This window comes from Stenotrophomonas sp. Ste86, assembly GCF_024519465.1.
In the GTDB taxonomy this organism is placed as follows: Bacteria; Pseudomonadota; Gammaproteobacteria; order Xanthomonadales; family Xanthomonadaceae; genus Stenotrophomonas.
This window is the reverse complement of sequence record NZ_JALJRW010000010.1, coordinates 44,839-62,952: the sequence shown is the minus strand read 5'-3', so window position 1 is coordinate 62,952 and position 18,114 is coordinate 44,839. Positions and strand designations below refer to the sequence as shown.

At 67.9% G+C, this 18,114-nt stretch carries 17 protein-coding genes; 7 read left to right on the top strand and 10 right to left on the bottom strand.

The genetic code is table 11. From position 1 onward, the window contains the following. Positions 1 to 133: 133 nt before the first annotated feature. The 3 genes from prmA (at position 134) to fis (ending at position 2,414) form a co-directional block, all read left to right on the top strand. Positions 134 to 1,054: a 50S ribosomal protein L11 methyltransferase gene (prmA, locus tag NR101_RS10860; protein ID WP_256776660.1), complete on the top strand. Its 921-nt coding sequence runs from the start codon at positions 134 to 136 to the stop codon at positions 1,052 to 1,054. Positions 1,055 to 1,074: 20 nt separating this feature from the next. Then, the gene (locus tag NR101_RS10855) at positions 1,075 to 2,025 is read left to right on the top strand and encodes a DUF3426 domain-containing protein (RefSeq protein ID WP_256776661.1); all 951 of its coding nucleotides are present in this window, start codon (positions 1,075 to 1,077) and stop codon (positions 2,023 to 2,025) included. 113 nt (positions 2,026 to 2,138) lie between these two features. Further along, complete coding sequence (gene fis, locus NR101_RS10850) at positions 2,139 to 2,414, top strand: DNA-binding transcriptional regulator Fis (protein ID WP_038685853.1); 276 nt, start codon at positions 2,139 to 2,141, stop codon at positions 2,412 to 2,414. A gap of 39 nt (positions 2,415 to 2,453) precedes the next feature. Here the strand turns inward: fis and NR101_RS10845 are convergent, their stop codons facing one another. The 8 genes from NR101_RS10845 to NR101_RS10810 all read right to left on the bottom strand — a co-directional run bounded on the left by NR101_RS10845 (position 2,454) and on the right by NR101_RS10810 (position 11,567). Continuing rightward, on the bottom strand, positions 2,454 to 3,059 hold the full coding sequence (locus tag NR101_RS10845) for a hypothetical protein (RefSeq protein ID WP_256776662.1): 606 nt from the start codon (positions 3,057 to 3,059) through the stop codon (positions 2,454 to 2,456). Between the two features lie 84 nt (positions 3,060 to 3,143). Beyond that, positions 3,144 to 4,127, bottom strand: coding sequence for a phosphatidate cytidylyltransferase (locus NR101_RS10840; RefSeq protein WP_256776663.1), 984 nt, complete (start codon positions 4,125 to 4,127; stop codon positions 3,144 to 3,146). A 14-nt stretch (positions 4,128 to 4,141) separates the two neighbouring features. Continuing rightward, positions 4,142 to 4,774: a lysophospholipid acyltransferase family protein gene (locus NR101_RS10835; protein WP_256776664.1), complete on the bottom strand. Its 633-nt coding sequence runs from the start codon at positions 4,772 to 4,774 to the stop codon at positions 4,142 to 4,144. 36 nt (positions 4,775 to 4,810) lie between these two features. Then, on the bottom strand, positions 4,811 to 5,236 hold the full coding sequence (locus NR101_RS10830) for a hypothetical protein (RefSeq protein WP_256776665.1): 426 nt from the start codon (positions 5,234 to 5,236) through the stop codon (positions 4,811 to 4,813). Further along, positions 5,233 to 6,564 carry a phosphatase PAP2/dual specificity phosphatase family protein gene (locus NR101_RS10825; protein ID WP_256776666.1) on the bottom strand — a complete coding sequence of 444 codons (1,332 nt, stop codon included), beginning with the start codon at positions 6,562 to 6,564 and terminating at the stop codon, positions 5,233 to 5,235. Before NR101_RS10825 ends, NR101_RS10830 begins: the two co-directional genes overlap by 4 nt. Then, positions 6,561 to 8,315 carry a bifunctional alpha/beta hydrolase/class I SAM-dependent methyltransferase gene (locus NR101_RS10820; protein ID WP_256776667.1) on the bottom strand — a complete coding sequence of 585 codons (1,755 nt, stop codon included), beginning with the start codon at positions 8,313 to 8,315 and terminating at the stop codon, positions 6,561 to 6,563. The genes NR101_RS10825 and NR101_RS10820 overlap by 4 nt, the downstream gene beginning before the upstream one ends. Positions 8,316 to 8,350: 35 nt before the next feature. Continuing rightward, positions 8,351 to 8,956, bottom strand: a complete 606-nt coding sequence (locus tag NR101_RS10815; protein ID WP_256776668.1) for a CDP-alcohol phosphatidyltransferase family protein — start codon at positions 8,954 to 8,956, stop codon at positions 8,351 to 8,353. A 76-nt stretch (positions 8,957 to 9,032) separates the two neighbouring features. Then, entirely contained in the window at positions 9,033 to 11,567 is a 2,535-nt protein-coding gene (locus tag NR101_RS10810) for a tetratricopeptide repeat protein (protein WP_256776669.1), read from the bottom strand. 238 nt (positions 11,568 to 11,805) lie between these two features. On the opposite strand from NR101_RS10810, the gene purH reads away from it, so the two are divergent. The 4 genes from purH to purD all read left to right on the top strand — a co-directional run bounded on the left by purH (position 11,806) and on the right by purD (position 16,563). Continuing rightward, positions 11,806 to 13,389: a bifunctional phosphoribosylaminoimidazolecarboxamide formyltransferase/IMP cyclohydrolase gene (gene purH / locus NR101_RS10805; RefSeq protein WP_256776670.1), complete on the top strand. Its 1,584-nt coding sequence runs from the start codon at positions 11,806 to 11,808 to the stop codon at positions 13,387 to 13,389. A 17-nt stretch (positions 13,390 to 13,406) separates the two neighbouring features. Continuing rightward, positions 13,407 to 14,273 carry a hypothetical protein gene (locus tag NR101_RS10800; RefSeq protein ID WP_256776671.1) on the top strand — a complete coding sequence of 289 codons (867 nt, stop codon included), beginning with the start codon at positions 13,407 to 13,409 and terminating at the stop codon, positions 14,271 to 14,273. Next, positions 14,270 to 15,196 carry a hypothetical protein gene (locus tag NR101_RS10795; RefSeq protein WP_256776672.1) on the top strand — a complete coding sequence of 309 codons (927 nt, stop codon included), beginning with the start codon at positions 14,270 to 14,272 and terminating at the stop codon, positions 15,194 to 15,196. The genes NR101_RS10800 and NR101_RS10795 overlap by 4 nt, the downstream gene beginning before the upstream one ends. 80 nt (positions 15,197 to 15,276) lie before the next feature. Beyond that, entirely contained in the window at positions 15,277 to 16,563 is a 1,287-nt protein-coding gene (purD, locus tag NR101_RS10790) for a phosphoribosylamine--glycine ligase (RefSeq protein ID WP_256776673.1), read from the top strand. A 91-nt stretch (positions 16,564 to 16,654) separates the two neighbouring features. Here the strand turns inward: purD and NR101_RS10785 are convergent, their stop codons facing one another. Together NR101_RS10785 and NR101_RS19010 are read right to left on the bottom strand one after the other, a co-directional pair. Further along, a complete protein-coding gene (locus NR101_RS10785; protein ID WP_256776674.1) occupies positions 16,655 to 17,053 on the bottom strand; it encodes a hypothetical protein in 399 nt (132 codons plus the stop codon). 184 nt (positions 17,054 to 17,237) lie between these two features. Further along, positions 17,238 to 18,023, bottom strand: coding sequence for an RHS repeat-associated core domain-containing protein (locus NR101_RS19010; RefSeq protein ID WP_306175498.1), 786 nt, complete (start codon positions 18,021 to 18,023; stop codon positions 17,238 to 17,240). Between the last annotated feature and the right edge of the window lie 91 nt (positions 18,024 to 18,114).

The window sequence follows — 18,114 nt, the reverse complement described above, 5'->3', positions numbered from 1 at the left end:
GCGCCCGTAGCCCTGTCTGAATCCACCGGCGGGGCGAATCTCGCCGCGGCGGGAGACGCGCTTGGGCCGCGCGGCGGGCAGCCCACCCCCACAATGGTCTAGCATTCACCGTTTTCCGCAGGTAGCCCACCCCATGCCGTTCCTGGAACTCACCCTCCGCTGCAGCGAATCCACCCAGCCCCGCTACGAGAATGCGCTGGACGATGTCGGCGCGCTGGCGGTGACCCTGCTCGATGCCGATGCCGATACCAGCAACGAGCGCGCGATCCTGGAACCGGGCGTGGGCGAGACCCCGTTGTGGAACGACCTGGTGCTCACCGCCCTGTTCCCGGCCGAGACCAACGCGTTGGCGCTGCTGGCCGCGCTGGATGCCTTCGATCCCGGCCTGGACTGGTCCGATGCCAGCTTCCGCGCGGTGCAGGACGAAGACTGGGAGCGCGCCTGGCTGGACCAGTTCCAGCCGATGGCCTTCGGTGAGCGCACCTGGATCGTGCCGTGGAATCACGACCTGCCCGAGGCCGCGCAGGCCGACGACGCCGCCGTGATCCGACTCGACCCGGGCCTGGCGTTCGGCTCGGGCACCCATCCCACCACCGCGCTGTGCCTGCGCTGGCTGGACAGCCTGGCCGCCGACGGCGTGCTGGCGGGCCAGACCGTGCTCGACTTCGGCTGCGGCTCGGGCATCCTGGCACTGGCTGCGCTGCGGCTCGGCGCCGCGCGTGCGGTAGGTGTGGACAACGACCCACAGGCGGTGATCGCCACCGGCGACAACGCCGAGCGCAACGGCCTGCAGGATCGTCTGCAGGTGTACCTGCCCGCCGACGAACCGCCGGCCACCTACCCGGTGGTGGTGGCCAACATCCTGGCCTCGGCACTGGATGCGCTGGCCGACGTGCTGGCCGCGCGCGTTGCCGCCGGCGGTCGCATCGCGCTGTCGGGCATCCTGCATGGCCAGGAAGACGAGCTGCTGGTGCGCTACGCGCCGTGGTTCGACCAGCTGGAGACCGCGCAGGACGGCGACTGGATGCGCATCACCGGCGTGCGCCGCGCGTGAGGCGGCATGAACGTGCTTGAATGGGCGCGTCCCTCCTGCCCGGCCCCGACCCGATGACCGAGCCCACGCCACCGCCACGTCGCCCGCTGGCCACGTTCCTGCGTGCCAGCCCGGCGGACACACCTGCCAGCGAACCACCCGCGCAAACGCTGCCGTCGGATGCGGACGCGGACGCGCAGGCATTGCCTGCGCAGTACACGGCGCCACCGGTGACGGAGGGCAAGGACTGGACGCAGACCGTGTCGGTCTTCGACCCGCCGCCCGCCGAGCGCGTGGCGCACGTCGACCACGGCGAGCACGCAGAACGCGATGCGGCGCCACGCGGAGACGCGCGCGTGGCGGCCACGGCCGAGGCGCCCGCATCGCGCGTTGACGCCGATATCGCGCACGCATCGGCAGTGCAGGATGACGATCCGAGCGTGGCGCCGGCCGAGGCAACCCCGCCCGTGCAGGCACGTGCCACGACCGCACCGAGCTTCATGCGGCTGCCCGTGGCGCCGCTGCATACGCCGCGCTGGCAATGGGGCGTGCTGGCCGGGCTGGTGGTGCTGCTGCTGTTGCAGATCGCCGTCGCCGACCGCGCGCGACTGGCTGCCGATGCCGGCACCCGGCCATGGATCGCCGGGGTGTGCAGCGTACTGCGCTGCACGTTGCCGGCGTGGCAGGAGCCGGCGGCGTTCAGCATGATCAGCCGCGATGTGCGTCCGGTACCGGGCCAGCCCGGTGCGCTGCAGGTGCAGGCCAGCTTCCGCAACGATGCACGCTGGGCGCAGGCATGGCCGTCGCTGCGGCTGTCGCTGTCCGACGCCGATGGCCGCGTGATCGGCACCGGCGCGTTCGCACCGCGTGACTACCTGGACCGTTCGGTCGATGCCAACAGCGTATTGGAACCAGGACAAAGCGCGCAGATCGCGTTCCGCGTGCGCGAGCCCGCCGCGTCGACCGTCGCATTCACCTTCGAGTTCCTGTAACCCCGCGTTCCAGCCCGGAGCGTGGCGGCCTGCCCACGCACGCGCTAGACTGACCCCCTACAATTCTCCGCCCGGGGCTGCTGTCCGCCCCGGCATCTGCACCGGGAACCTCCTTGAACGCTGTCCTTTCTCGTCCTGACAATAGTCGTGGCGCGCCGAAGCCACCGCTGCGCGAACACGTGGCCCAATCGGTCCGACGCTACCTGCGGGACCTGGACGGGTGCGATGCCGACGATGTGTACGAGATCGTGCTGCGCGAAATGGAAATCCCGCTGTTCGTGGAAGTGCTCAACCACTGCGAAGGCAACCAGAGCCGCGCGGCGGCCATGCTGGGCATTCACCGCGCCACGCTGCGCAAGAAGCTGAAGGAATACGGCATCGCCACCTGATGGCGGTGTGGACGCAACGCGCGTCCGGCAAGGCGCGGGTCAGTGCTGTGCCAGCCATGCTTCCCAGGGAAGAGGTCTGCCAAGGTGCTCCCGCAGCCATCCGACATCGCGGACGCGCTCAAGACTATTGCGCAGCGCAAGGACCTGGCGTGGCACGCGGTCCGGATGGCCGAGGGGCCCTTCAAGTGCAAAAATCCTGAACGTGTTGCCAGGCGTTCGCTGGAAGCGGGCGATGGCTCCGTTCGAGAACAGAATCGCGCCTTCATCCATCGTCGGCACGAACCGATAGACCTCGATTGCGTGCAGGTCTGCGAGCACGGAAAGCTCGATCAGCAGCTCGTCCACCCTGGGCATGCGCCGATACAGCCGAATCCCATCGCCGACGCACTTACCTTGTTCCAAGTAGAGCTTGTACTCAATGCCACGCGTGCGCCGCCGCTCACGCAGATCGACGAAGTACGACAGCAAGACCTCCGGTCCTGCGCCCCAGCATTCGTCCGCCTGTGCCTTCAGTGCGCCTGAGTCGCCGAGGCTGTGCCAAGGTGCCGCAGCGCGGCCATCACGCTCACATCCCAGGTAGATCGACAGGAAGCCGACGTACCCGTAGGTGCGAATCAACATGCGTATGGCGTCATGCGGGGACATCAAGGTTTCCAGGCAGAGAAACGATGCAAAGGGAATACGGCATCGCCCGCTGGAGACGCGCATCGACGGTTTGCCCGATACGCCTCACGCGCTCCAGAAGTACCGCACCAGGTGGAAGAACACCGGCGCGGCGAAGCACACCGAATCCAGTCGATCGAGCATGCCGCCGTGGCCCTCGATCATGTGGCCCCAGTCCTTGATGCCGCGATCGCGCTTGATCGCCGACATCACCAAGCCGCCCCAGAACCCCATCAGGTTGACCGCCAGCGACATCCCGAACGCCTGCCACGGCGTGAACGGGGTCAGCCACCACAGCGCCGCGCCCAGCGCGCTGGCCGACAGCACCCCACCGATGAAACCTTCCACGGTCTTGGACGGCGACAGCTTCGGTGCGATCAGGCGCTTGCCGATCAGCTTGCCCCAGATGTACTGCAGCACGTCCGAGGACTGCACCACGATCACCAGGAAAGCGAACAGCAGCAGGTTGCGCGCCGGCTCCACCCCGGCCAGCTTCAGGTTCAGCAGCGCCGGCACGTGGGAGATGCAGAACACGCAGATCATCAGGCCCCACTGCACCTTGGACGTGCGCTCCAGGTAATCGGTGGTGTCTCCGCCGATGGTGGCCAGGATCGGCAGGAACAGGAACGCATAGACCGGGATCAGCAGCGTGTACATGCCGTACCAGTCAGTCCACACCAGCCAGTACTGCCACGGCAGCACCACGTAGAAGGCGGCCAGCAGCGCGTAGTAGTCGCCGGCACGGGTGGGCGTGAGCGTGATGAACTCGCGCAGCGCGAACAGCGACACCACCGCAAACAGCACCACCACCCCGGTGCGTCCGAAGAAGAACGCCAGCGCGACCACCGCGGCCATCACCCACCACGCGCGGATGCGCGAGACCAGGTTGGCCAGCACCGTGCTGGGCGCATGGCGCGCGCGCCAGCGCAGGGTCTCGGCGATGACCGTGGCCACCACCAGTACCGCCGCGATACCGGCAAACAACAGCCGGGTCTGCGCGTGCGTGGACAGCTGCGCGATATCGCTGGCCAGGCTGGAAAACAGCAGCATCCCCTGCCCGGCCATCATGCGCGCTGCCTGCGCGGCTGCGGATCCAGCGCCAGCAGCGACACCCGGGCACGCTCCAGGAAGCGGTCCTTGTCCTCATCGGCCTTCAGCCGCAGCGGCTCGCCGAAGGTGGTGGTGCACAGCAGCGGCAACGGCAACCAGCGGCCCTTGGGCATGACCCGCTTGAGGTTGTCGATCCACACCGGCACGAACTCCAGCTCCGGGCGCTGCCGGGCCAGGTGGTAGATGCCGCTCTTGAACGGCAACACCCCCTCTTCGGTATTGCGCGTGCCCTCGGGGAACAGGATCAGCGAGTTGCCTTCGTCCACCGCCTGGCACAGGCAGGCGATGGGATCGTGGTCGCGCTTGGCCGCATCGCGCTCGATCAGCACGCCATTGAACACCGCGTGGATCAGGTAGCGGCGCAGGCCGTCGCGCTGCCAGTAATCGGCCGCTGCCACCGGGCGGACCTGGCGCCGCAGGGTGATCGGCAACGCCGACCAGATCAGCACGAAATCGCCGTGGCTGGCGTGGTTGCCGTAGTACACGCGATGGTCGCTGGACGGTGCACAGCCCTGCCACAATGCGCGCGCGCCGGTCAGTGCGCGGATCGCGCCACTGCAGCTGCGTGCCACCAGATCAGCCAGCATGTCCTGCCCTCATCGTGATTGCATCCCTTGCGTGAGTCATCCGGATATCCGCAGCCACAGCGCGGCCAGCAGCGTCAGCGCCTGCAGCAGTACGCACGCGCCCTGCCCGCGCAGCAGACCGCGCATGCCCTGCCAGCGCGCAGGCCAACCACGCGTGGGTGGCACCGCATCGCGCAGGCCCAAGGCCTGCAGCGCATCGTCGATCGGTCCCGGTGCGGCATCCGGATGCGCGGCCAGCAGGCCGTCCAGCAGTGCACGGTCGAAGCCGATCCGTGCAGCGAAGTACGCCTGGCCCACGCCGGCCAGCAGCGACAGCAGCGCGATTGCCACCACCGGCATACTGCGCGGCGCCAGCAGCAACAGTGCCAGTGCGGTCGCCGCAAGCAGCGTGGAAATCACCGCCGGAATGCGCGCCTGGCGCAGCAGCGCGGCCATCGCCTGCACCTGCATCGCCGTGCTCATGCCTGCACCCCCGGCGCATCGTGGGCGTGCTGCGGCTGCACCGCCAGTGCGATCGCAGCGCGATGCCGTTCATGCAGCACGATCCACGGACAATCCAGGCGGAGCAGCCGGATCGCCGCATCGGCGCTGTCGGCATGGCCGCTGCGGCACAGCCAGGTCGCCACCGCTGCGGCACTGCGTGAATAGCCCAACGCGCAGCACACCAGCACCTGTCCACGCCGATGCCCGTGCGTGATCGCATCGGCGGCGCGGCGCAGGGCGTCCGGTGAGGGCGTGGCCAGGTCCAGCATCGGCACGCTGCGGTAATGGCGCACGCTGCTGCGGAACGGCAGCTCGGCGCAGACATCGACCACGGTCGGCATCGTCAGCACCGCACCGGCATCGGGCATGCGCCCCAGCCACACCCCATCGATCACCAGCTGCGGCTGCGGCGCACGTCGCGTCCACCAGCGCGCGTTCAACCACGCCGCCAACAGGTATGGCGCCAGCAACCAGCGCGCGGCCATGCTCAGGCGCCCGTCTTCCTGCTTCTGGAATACCGCCGTGCCCAACGCCGCATAGCCCAGTGCAACCAGCGCAAGCGACAGCGCCGGCCAGCCCAGCCACAGCACCCAGCCACTGAAGGTCAGCGCCAGCGAGGCGCACAGCGCGCTGCCCAGTGCGTACAGCGCGGCCAGCCGCCAGCGCGCAGCATCGGCCGTCCACTGCCAGTGGGCTAGCGGCGAGCGTCCGTGCACCGGCCACAGCCATACGCACAGCCAGCCCACGGCCACGCCGGTAGGCACATCGACGAAGTGGTGCTGCCAGGTGGTCAGCACGGAAATACCGATCAGCGCGAACCACACATGCAGTGCGCTGCGCCACCATCCACGCAGGTGCTGCTCAAAGCGCACCCACAGCACCACCAGCAGCACGATGTGCAGCGACGGTGCCTGGTTGAAGGGTTTGTCGAAGCCCAGCAGCACGTCGAACAGCCAGCCGAACACGCCGCCGGTCTCCGGGCGCTCCAGGCTGAAGCGCAGCGGCCACAGCAGGAAGCAGCCCACCGACAGCAACTGCGCGGTGAACAACCGCCGCGCGTGCATGTCCAGTTCGGCGCGCTGGGTACAGATAAAGAACGACGCCACGTAGAACAGGTCGATGGACCAGTACGGGACGATGGTCCAGGCCTGGAACGGGATCTTCGCTTCCCAGTCGAACACGATCGAGGGCACGTACGGCAGGCGCCCGGCCATCGCATTGGCCAGGCCGTAGCTGAGGAAGAAGAATGGCCCCAGCAGCGCCAGCCAGACCAACGCGCGTCGCCATGGCCGCGCGCCCTCGGTCATGGCAGCACCCGCCGTGCCAACGAGACGGTGAAGATGCCGAAGCGGTCGATGCGCTGGGTGACTTTCTCAAAGCCGGCCAGGCGCACCAGTTCGTCCATTTCCTGCTGGGTGCGGCGCCGCATCACCCAGGCCGCGCCTTCGCGGTGGCTGGTCAGCGCACGGGCGATGAACTCCAGCTGCGGGTGCCAGGGCTGGCCGGTGTAGACCAGGTAGCCGCCTTCGCGCATCGCCGCGGCGATGCCCTGCAGCGAGCGCAGCACCGCGTCATTATCGGCAAACAGTTCATACAGGCCCGATACCGTGGACAGCGTCGGCGCCACCGGCAGCGCCGCCAGCGAGGCCGCGTCGAATGCATCGCCCTGCTCGAAAGTGGCGATGTCGTCGGCGCCGAACGCGCTGATCAGCTTGCGACCGTCGATGACGTTGCGCTCGCTGAAATCGCGCAGGGTGATCGCCTCCGCACGGTGTTCACCCTGTGCCAGCGCGTCGAGCACGTAACGACCGTGGCCGGCGGCCACGTCCAGCACCCGCACCGGGCGACCTTCGCCATGCAGGTGCAGGGCGGCCAGCTGCAGCAGCTCGCGCACGTGGGTACGGCGGATGCGGATGCCGCGCCAGCCGATCGCGTCCAGGTAGTTGCGGTCGATCATGCGGCCCAGCGGTCCGCTGCCGCGCGCCTGGTCGCGATAGATGTAGTCCAGCGTGCTGCCCGAGTCGAAGCCGCTCTCCAGCCCCAGCGCGATGCCTTCGGACAGCCTGCCGCCGAAGCGCAGCCCGGCGCGGGTGAAGCGCCAGTAGGCGTCCTTGGCGCTGTTGCGCTGCGGCGGCCAGGACAGGATTTCGGCCTCGTCGAAAGTCGGCCCGTGGCGATGCGCGTCGCGCAGGCTGGGTCGTACCAGCGGCTGGGCGAAGCGCTCGCTGATGAAACGGCGGATGGAGGAGATGGCTGGCGCGCGGTCACGTTCGCCCAGGGTGTCGTGGAAGAAACCCGGCAGCAGGTGGCGTTCCTTGATCGGCGAGGACAGGCGCTCGTAGAAGCGGTCCTGCGGCGCACGATGCACCACGAAATCCGCGCCGGACACCAGCAGCTGGGTTGGCACGGTGATCGCCTGCGCATCGCCGACCACGCGGTCGGCGGCCTCGTACAGGCCAAGCAGCACCCGGACCGAGATCGGTCGGGTGATCAACGGATCGGTGCGGTAGCTTTCCACGCGCCCGGGATCATGGGTGAGCCACTGCGGCTTGACGTAGCTGTTGACGAAGAAGTTGCCACGCAGCTTCTGCATCAGCTTCAGCCCGGGCACCGCCAGCGGCACGTACAGCTTGACCTTGAACGCCGGCGATGCGAGCACCAGCGCACGTAGCGGCGGTGCGTAATCGTGCACCCAGGTCGCAGCGACCACCGCGCCGACGCTCTGGGCGATGATCGCGATGTCTTCCACACCGATGCCATGCTGCTGGCCGATGTGCGCGATGAAGCTGTCCAGGTCACGCACCAGCGCCTCGAAGCCCGGCGCATCGCCACGCTCACCGGGCGACTGGCCATTGCCGCGCGCATCCCAGGCGAATACCTCGGTGTCGGGCAGGTCCAGTTCGTCCACCAGGTGGGCGACGCGGCCGGAGTGCTCATGGCCGCGGTGCAGCAGCACCAGCGCACGGCGCGGCGCGGCGGACGAGGCAGCCGGCCAATGCCGGTAAAACAGCGGTTGGCCATCGAAGCTGTGGAATTGCAGGTGTTCCTGTACGCGCATGCCTTACTCCGTTGTGTGTCTGCCCGCAGTGCCGATCAGGCCTGCTCCGCCAATCCGTTGCGCATCCGCCGCCACGCGGTCAGCAGGCACAGCGCCGCTGCCACCCACGCCACGCCGCTCACCACCGCTCCGCCGATCCAGCCCACTGCAAGCAGCACGCCGACCAGGCCGATCACGAAGGCGCGGTCACTTTTCCCCATGGGTCCGTCGTAGCGCCGACTGGCCCCCACCATCAGCCCCAGGACGCCAGCGTACTCGCAAACCGCCGCAAGCCACGTCAGCACCCAGATCGCGGTCGGATCGACCCCGGGCAGGCTGAGCAGGCTCAGGTACAGGGCCGCATCGGCCAGGACATCGCACAGTTCATTGAGGTAAGCCCCCAGCCGCGACTGCTGGCCGAACTCGCGCGCCAGCATGCCGTCCACGGCATTGAGTGCCATGCGCAGCAGCATCCATACCGGCAACGCCAGGTACCACAGCGGCTGCGCCGGTGCCCACGCGTAGACCGCGACCGCCACGGCCAGCGACACCACGGCGGCAGCGACGGTCACCATGTTGGCGGTAACGCCCGCCCGGTACAGACCCCGTACGCCCGGGCGCAGCAGATCCTGGAAACGCCCCTTCAATGCATAGATCGACATACCGCAACGTTCTCCTGACCTGTTCCACTGTATGGGTGCCTGCCACGGCAGGGACTTGCCTCGTTGCCGGGTGCGCTCATCCTGCTGCCATCAGTTGCCGCCACAGCTGCACGAAGCGCGGTGAATACCAATAGCCTTCGTTGCGCATCAGCCGGGTCGGCAGATCGTCGGACAACCGGTAGCGGCCGTCGAAGCGCTGGCCGAACTGCTGCTTCAGGCGGGTCAGGTGGGCAGGGTCGCTGTCGAGCATCGCGCACGCCAGCAGCCCCAGCCAACCGTCCACGTCGTCCGGCTCGCGGGTGAAGGCCTGCTCGAACAGGCGCTTTGCGTCCTGCGGGCGGCCCAGGTCCAGCAGCATGAAGCCGTAGTTGCGCTGCGCGTCGATGTTGTCCGGCTGCGCCTGCAGCAGCTGTTGCATGCGCAGGGCAGCCTCGCCGGTGCGGCCCAGGTGGAACAGTACGTAGCCAGCGTGCTCCAGCAGGTCCAGGTCAGGCTGCGCCTGCGGCGGCTGCGCGCGTTGCAGTGCGTCCAGGCGCACCCACGCCGCCTCGAAGTCGGGCGTGGCCGCCGCGGGGTCGCCGGCGGACAAGGCCATCGCGGCACGGTTGAACCACGGGCGGTAGTCCTCGGGCGCTTCGTCGATGCCGGCCTGCAGTGCGGCGCGTGCGCCGGCGGCATCGCCACTGTCGCTGAGCGCGCTGGCCAGGTTGAGATGGATGCTCATGCGCTGTTCGCGCTGCGCGGTAGCGTCCAGGTCAGGCGCCGACTGCAGTGTCAGCGCGGTGCGGTATTCCTGCACGGCCTTGCGCGGCTGCTTGAGCTGCTGCAGGTACAGGTTGCCCAGGTTGAAGTGCGCGTCCAGGCGCTTGGGCTGCAGCCGCATCGCCGCGCGGTAGGCGTCCACCGCCAGGGCATGCTGGCCGCTGTCACCCAGTGCACTGCCCTGGTTGAGGCGCAGGCCATAGTTGTCGGGGAAGCGTGCCACGCCGTTGCCGGCCACGACCGCCGCCTCGCGGGTATCGCCCAGCTGCAGCAGCATGGCCGCGTAGTTGATGAAGGCATCAGGCGACAGGTTGCCGGGCAGCGTCACCAGTTGGGCGTAGTAACGCCGCGCCTTGTCGGTCTGCCCGGTGCGGCTGTAGTGGTAGGCCAGGCGCTGCTGTATGTCCAGGTTGCCTGGCTCCAGCTCTGCGGCTCGCAGCAGGTCCTTCTCGGCCGCGCCATCATCGCCGAGTTCATGCAGCACATTGGCGCGGTTGAGCAGGCCGATGGTCTTGAGCGGGGCGCGCTGGATGTAGTCGTTGAACGTGTCCAGCGCGCGTTGGTGCTGCCCCAGCCTGGCCTGCGCCACGCCCAGGTTGAGCCAGCCGGTATCCAGGCCGGGATCCAGCCGCACCGCCTGCGCGAACAGGTCCGCCGCGGCCTGCCACTGCCCTGCCCGGGTCTGCGCCTGGCCCTGGTTGAACAGCAGCTGCGCCTGGTTTTCTGCCGGCAGCGCACCGGCCTGCGCGGCCACGGCCGCACGGTCGCCCTTGCCGCCCTGGCCCAGCAGCGACAGCCGGTTGGTCAACACCCGCGGGTTGCGCGGGTCCTTTGCCAGCGCACGGTCGTAGGCGGCCAGCGCTTCGCGGGTGCGGCCGAGCCGCTCCTGGACTACGCCGATGTTGAGCCAGGTATCGGCATCCTCCTTGCCCAGCGCCAGGGCCGCCTTGAAGTCCTGCAGCGCGCCGGCCGCGTCGCCCATGTCCAATCGGGTCACGCCACGGTTGTAGGGATACAGCGGTTCGGTCGGCGCCAGCCGCATGGCCTGGCCATCATCGGCCAGCGACTGGCTGGACCGGCCCAGCGCGTGCTGGGCCAGTGCGCGGTTGCCGTAGTAGCCGGCCACCTGCGGCGATTGCGCGATCGCCTGGTCCAGCAGCTCCAGCGCGCGCCGTGGCTGGCCCAGGTGGTGATACGCCTGCGCGGCGTGGAAGAGGATGTCGGCCTCCTGCCCGGTGCTCTCCGGGTCAGCGCGATAGGCCCGCTCGTAGGCGGCGAACACCTCCAACATGCGCGCGTTGTCGTGCTGCTGGTTGAGCAGGAACAGGTAATTGCGGAACAGGCTGCTGGCGTGGCCACCGGCCTGGAGCGCCGCCGCGTAGTCGGCCAGCGCGCCCGCGGTGTTGCCGGTCTTGGCCTTGGCGGTGCCCTGCAGCTGCAGGCTTTCGGCGTCGGCCGGGGCGGCCTGCAGCGCCTGTGCGGCGGCGGCCAGTACCCCGGCGTTGTCGTCGGTCGCCGCGGCGATGTAGGCCTTCAGGCGGTACAGGCGGGCCTGCTGCGGATCCAGAACGATGGCCTGGTCGATCAGCCGCCTGGCGACGGGCCAGTCCTGCGCCTCGTAGGCCGCGTTGGCCTGCTGCTCCAGATCCTCGCTGCTGGTCCCGTCGGCATCGGCCGGCGCGTCGGCGCCCGAGGCGTCGCGCGCCGACGCCGCTGCCATCGCCACGTCCACCACCCGCACCGGCGCCTCGGCCACGCTGGCTGCGTCCTGCGCCTGCGCGGCGCCCATCAGGCTGGCCCACGCCGCAATGCCGGCAAGCAGCACCCCCTTCCCTGTTGCTGTCGACACGATCTGGACCTGCAAATCCCTGGCAGAACGCGCAGCCTACCCTATCGCCCCGCGCTTCCGGCCAGCGCTGGTGCTTCCCGCCGTCAGGCCACGCCGGGCCACACAGCGCCTGGCCCGTGGCCGGCCCGGCGGCTGTGCCGGACGCGGCCGGCGGCGTCGATATCCGCCGGGCGGCCCCCTCGCCGGCCCCCACCGCCTACAATATCGGCCCCGCTCCGCTGCCGATTGCCCTGTCCCCATGACTGCTGATCTGTTGCCCGTTCGCCGGGCCCTCCTGTCTGTTTCCGACAAAACCGGTCTGATCGACCTCGCCCGTGCCCTGGCCGCCCGCAACGTGGAGCTGCTGTCCACCGGCGGCACCGCCAAGGCGATCCGCGAGGCCGGCCTGGCGGTCAAGGACGTGGCCGATGTCACCGGCTTCCCGGAAATGATGGACGGCCGGGTCAAGACCCTGCATCCGCTGGTGCACGGTGGCCTGCTCGGCCGCGCCGGGCTGGACGAGGCGGTGATGGCCGAACACGGCATCGGCGCGATCGACCTGCTGGTGCTCAATCTGTACCCGTTCGAGTCGGTGACGGCCAAGGCCGACTGCACGCTGGAAGACGCCGTTGAGAACATCGACATCGGTGGCCCGGCGATGCTGCGTTCGGCGGCCAAGAACTTCGCCCGCGTCGCCGTGGCGACCGACCCATCGCAGTACGCCGAACTGCTGGCCGAGCTGGCCGCCCACGATGGCCAGCTGTCGGCGGCCAAGCGCTTCGCCTTCTCGGTGGCCGCGTTCAACCGCGTGGCCCAGTACGACGCGGCGATCAGCAACTACCTCTCGGCGGTGGCCACCACCGACACCGCCGTGCCGGTCCGTACTGAATTCCCGGCACAGATGAATGCAAGCTTCGCCAAGGTGATGGACCTGCGCTACGGCGAGAACCCGCACCAGAGCGGCGCGTTCTACCGCGACCTGTCCCCGGTGGCCGGCACGCTGGCGACCTTCCAGCAGCTGCAGGGCAAGGAACTGAGCTACAACAACCTGGCCGACGCCGATGCCGCATGGGAGTGCGTACGCCAGTTCGACGTGCCGGCCTGCGTCATCGTCAAGCACGCCAATCCGTGCGGCGTGGCCGTGGGCGCCGGCAACGGCGATGCCTACGAGCTGGCCTATGCGACCGACCCGACCAGCGCATTCGGCGGCATCATCGCCTTCAACACACCGCTGGATGCCGCCACCGCCCAGGTGATCCTGGACCGCCAGTTCGTGGAAGTGCTGATCGCCCCGGACTTCGAGCCGGCCGCGCTGGAATATGCACAGAAGAAAGCCAACGTGCGCGTGCTGCGCATCCCGCATGGCGACGGTCGCAACCAGTACGACACCAAGCGCATTGGTTCGGGCCTGCTGGTGCAGTCCTCCGACAACCGTGGCATGAGCCGTGACGAACTGAAGGTCGTGAGCAAGCTCGCACCGACCGACAAGCAGTTCGCCGACCTGCTGTTCGCCTGGAAGGTCGCCAAGTTCGTCAAATCCAATGCGATCGTCTACGCCCGCGACAACCGCACCATCGGTGTCGGTGCCGGCCAGATGAGCCGGGTGTACTCGGCGCGCATCGCCGGCATCAAGGCGGCCGATGCGAACCTGGTGGTGGAGGGCTCGGTGATGGCCTCCGATGCGTTCTTCCCGTTCCGCGACGGCATCGATGCCGCGGCCGCCGCCGGCATCAAGGCGGTGATCCAGCCGGGTGGCTCGATGCGCGACAACGAGGTGATCGCGGCGGCCGACGAGCACGGCCTGGCGATGGTGTTCACCGGCGTACGCCACTTCCGGCATTGATCCAAGGAGCGACACGGATGTCCGCATCACCCCTGAAGTCCCTGCTCGCGCTGGCCATCGGCGCCAGCGCGGTCCTGGCCGGTTGCAAGCCGGCCGCCGACCCCGCCCCGGCGCAACCGGCGGCAACGGCCGCTCCTGCGGCTGCGCCTGCCGCGCCGGTCGCCCATGTCAGCCGCACCGCGCGGCTGCAGGCGTTCCTGACCGCGCGCTACGGCAAGGCCGCCCGGCTCTCCGAACAGTGGCGCGGCCAGTGGACCCAGGACGACGAGAGCCGCCCGACCGATCTGCAGGTCTGTGCCGAGCAGCCGGTGGTGAGTGGTGACAGCTGGCAGCAGCTGCTGGCGGTATGCGGCGAGCTGGCGGACGCCGGCCATGCCGACCCCGGCACGATCGATTTCTACGTGCTGCGCCCAAGCGGCGACAGCTTCGAGGTAGCCGCCGAACTCACCGGCGGCACCTACGGCAGCAGCGGTCGTCCCGGCACGGTGCAGGTGATCCGCGCCGGCAGCGACTTCTACGGCTTCCGCAACGAGAGTGGCTGGTACGGCCAGGGTTACTCCCTGGAAACGCAGACGCTGATCCTGCCCGGTCCGAAGGGCCTGGTCGACGCCGGCTCCCTGCGCAGCCATATCGACAACAGCGCCGCCTACGACTGCGACGATGCCGACTTTGCCGAAGAATGCCGCACCCGGATGTTCAACATTGCGTTCGCCTACCGTTTCGATGACAGCGACCGCAGCGCCCGCACCTGGCCGCTGGTGATCGAAGAAACCGGCAGCGGCTGCGGCGGCAAACAAGTGCGCGCCGAGCATCGGTTCAGCCTGGATGCCAAAACCTGGACCTACACGTTCCCCGAAGCGTTGCAGCGCGAAAGCTGTCAGTGACGCGCGGGCGTCGCGCATGCCGGTGGCTGCTGGCGCTCGCGCTGCCTGCGCTGCTGGCCGGCTGCGGCGACCCACCTGCCGTCAACGACACGCCCCGCCGGGTGTTGGACAGCACGGTGGCGGTGGAGGACACGCTTTACCCCAGCGGTACCGATGCGCAGCGCCTGCTGGAATTCCTGCACGATCGCTACGGCGCCAGTGCCCGGCTGGACGCGCCCTGGCAGGATCGCTGGGACGACACCGACGTGCAAGCGCAGCGCCCGGTCACGCGCCAGGTCTGTGCACGTGCCACGATCGACACAGATGGCCATGTGCAGCACCTGCTGGCGGTGTGCCAGACCCTGGATGACGCGGCCAGCGTCGAACCCGGCCGGGTGGATCTGTACGTGCTGCGCGATGGGCAGACGCCGCTGTTCGGCAAGGACGAGAACGAGCGTGCGTTCTCCGAGACTCTCGGCGTCGACCGACCGCTGTGGGTGATCGCGCAACGGCTGCAGGGCCAGTACGGCCGCAGGGGCGCGCCCGGTACGGTCCAGATCGATCAGCTCGGTCCGCAGCGCCACGCTTTCCGCATTACCCATGCCGGGCTCCATCGCGGCACCGCAACGGTATCGCGCAGTTACATCGCCGTGCACGACGATCGCCTGCGCGAGGTCGCAGTGCTGTACGAACACATCGACAACCGCGCCGCCACGGACTGCGGGAAAGCGACAACGCCCTGCGATGCGCCGACCCTCGACCTGGATTTCGCCATTGCCGTGGGCAGCGGCGCTGACGTGGCCGGGTATTGGCCGCTGACGGTACGCGGCCGCGGCCAGGGCTGCAGCGGCGATGGACGGCAGGACCACCGGCTGGAGTACGAACCGGGCACGCGTCGCTATGCGGTGCCCGCCGACCTGCAGCGAGAGGACTGCGAGGGGTAACCACGCCTTGGCCCGGTGCCATGCAGCACCGGCCCGCACCGCGTAAAATCGCGGTCCTGCCCCCTTACGCGAGAAGTGCATTGAAGATCCTGGTCATCGGCGCCGGCGGCCGTGAACACGCCCTGGCCTGGAAGCTGGCCCAGTCCGCGAAGGTGCGCGAGGTCCTGGTGGCCCCCGGCAACGCCGGCACCGCGACCGAAGCCAAGTGCCGCAACGTGCCGGTCAAGGTCACCGACCTGGACGGCCTGCTGGCCCTGGCTGCCGCCGAAGGCATCGGCCTGACCGTGGTCGGCCCGGAAGTGCCGCTGGTGGCGGGCGTGGTCGACCGCTTCCGCGCCGCTGGCCACCGCATCTTCGGGCCGACCGCCGCCGCCGCCCAGCTGGAGGGCAGCAAGGCCTACGCCAAGGACTTCCTGGCCCGCCACAACATCCCCACCGCGTTCTACGCGGTGCACACCGAGGTGGCACCGGCGCTGGCCTATATCCGCGAGAAGGGCGCGCCGATCGTGGTCAAGGCCGACGGCCTGGCCGCCGGCAAGGGCGTGATCGTGGCGATGACCCTGGCCGAGGCCGAGGACGCCGTGCGCGACATGCTCTCGGGCAACGCGTTCGGCGATGCCGGCGCACGCGTGGTGATCGAGGAATTCCTCGACGGCGAGGAAGCCAGCTTCATCTCGATGGTGGACGGTACCACCGCGCTGCCGATGGCCACCTCGCAGGACCACAAGCGGGTCGGCGACGGCGACACCGGCCCCAACACCGGCGGCATGGGCGCGTACTCGCCGGCCCCGGTGGTGACCGATGAGGTGCACGCCCGCGTGATGCGCGAGGTGGTCAACCCGACCGTGCAGGGCATGATCGCCGACGGCATTCCGTTCACCGGCTTCCTCTATGCAGGCCTGATGATCGATGCCGACGGCGCGCCGAAGGTGATCGAATTCAACGTGCGCTTCGGCGACCCGGAAACCCAGCCGGTGATGCTGCGCCTGCAGTCGGACCTGGTGGACCTGCTCGACGCGGCCATCGATGCACGCCTGCACGCGGTGGAAGCGCAGTGGGATCGGCGTCCGTCGCTGGGCGTGGTCATGGCCGCATCGCCCTACCCGGAAACCCCGATCACCGGCGATGTGATCCACGGGCTGGATGCGGTGCCGACGAGCGCCAAGGTGTTCCATGCGGGCACGGTACTGGACGCGCAGGGCCAGGTGCTGAGCGCGGGCGGCCGGGTGCTGTGCGTGGCGGCGCTGGGTGACAGCGTAGGCGATGCGCAGGCCAACGCGTACGCCGGCGTTGCCGCGGTCAGCTGGGAAAACGAGTTCCACCGCAACGACATCGGTTGGCGGGCGATCGCGCGGGAGCGCGGTTGAGCCCTGGATAGTCTCATGCGCTGGCTTGCAGTCAGCGCATGATTTTCCGTCCCGGCGCCGACCAGACGTAGAAATCAGGAGCCACCATCCATCATGGGGCCATCCGGCCGGCGTCCTGCTCCACGCTCATCGACGCAAGGAGAGCGTCAAGGCCGACTTCGGCGCAAATCGACTGCGCGTGAGCACGTGCATCAGGCTCAAGCAACCTGCCTGCCGCCTTCAATGCTTCGGCAGAGAGCGGTGAATCAAGTACCAAGGCATTTACCACCTGCTCTTGTATCCGTCGGTGGAGCTCGACCGCGAACTTTAGCTTTGCCAACTCCGCAGGATTCAGTGCACTGGAGGCCTCATGACCATCCAGAGCCTCGTAGTAGTAAAAGTTCCCGTAGTTCTCAACGAATGAACGTGCAGAAATTTCGCAACATACGAAACGCCTGACAAGCATTGTCGCGTAATAAATACTCTGTTCCACATCTTGATCGTTCAGCATCAATTTTCTCCTATTTCTTCAACGGGAGCCATGGGGTGCCGTCGGCGTTGGTGACACCCGGCACATGACCATGAGGTTGCTGTGCTCTTGGATCGGGATGAGTAGAAGGTTTGTGGCCGCCATCGATCCGAACCCCAGTCGGACTGCCGTCAGGGCCCTTGGCTTGTACAAACCGCCCATCTGGTTAGCCTTCAATCTTGCCACCCGGAGGTGTCGGGATGGCGTTGCCTTTCGAATCAACGTAAATGGTTCCCCGCTCGCCACCCACGGCTTTTCCACTTGTCCCTCCTTCGCTTCCCGTCTTTGTATCGCCCGCTATCGACCCGCCGTCCTGAAGTGCAGGTTCCGGAGTAGCCGGCTCGGCCTTTTGCACCAAGCCCTTTATAGCCCCCTCCAACTTGTTGCCAAGTTCAGCACGTCGCTCCGGTGTCGTCGTCGCGTAGTACGTAGCGCCAACCACGATTGGTATGATCAGCAATGGCACCAAAGCTGCAGCGTTTCGCCCGTCCGGGTCTGTAAACCTGTATGGGTTCCCGTTTGCGTATCGGTACCGGTTGAACTGCACCACAGGCTGCTGATATGCAGACACGGGATCTACCGACAGGAAGACGCCCAACTGCGGATCCATGTAACGCTGCTGCATGTAGCTCAGGCCGGTAGCCGGATCACTCACATGCCCGGTGTAACCAGGCCCATTAGGAACCTCGTCGCCCACGACCGCCCCATAGGCCTCGTAGTCATATCTCCTGGTCACATTTCCGCTTGCGTCAGACTCAGCCACGACCGAACCTAGAGCATCGGTATGTATATAGGTGACCGTCTGGGCGCTAGCAGGCCAAATCGATGACAGGACGATCACCATCGCGTAGCACAGCAAGGCGAGTAGCGAAGTCGACGCTGGAATAACCTTCTTATTTTTCCCATGGCTCGCAAAGACCAAGTCGTCGCCGCCATTGTTAAATCCTGCCATCCTTTCCATTCCCTGAAAGAGCCTCCGCCTGAGGCTCCGAATTCATATCACAAAGATGACAGGCGCGTAGCTCGCAACAAGCAGGTCTGCA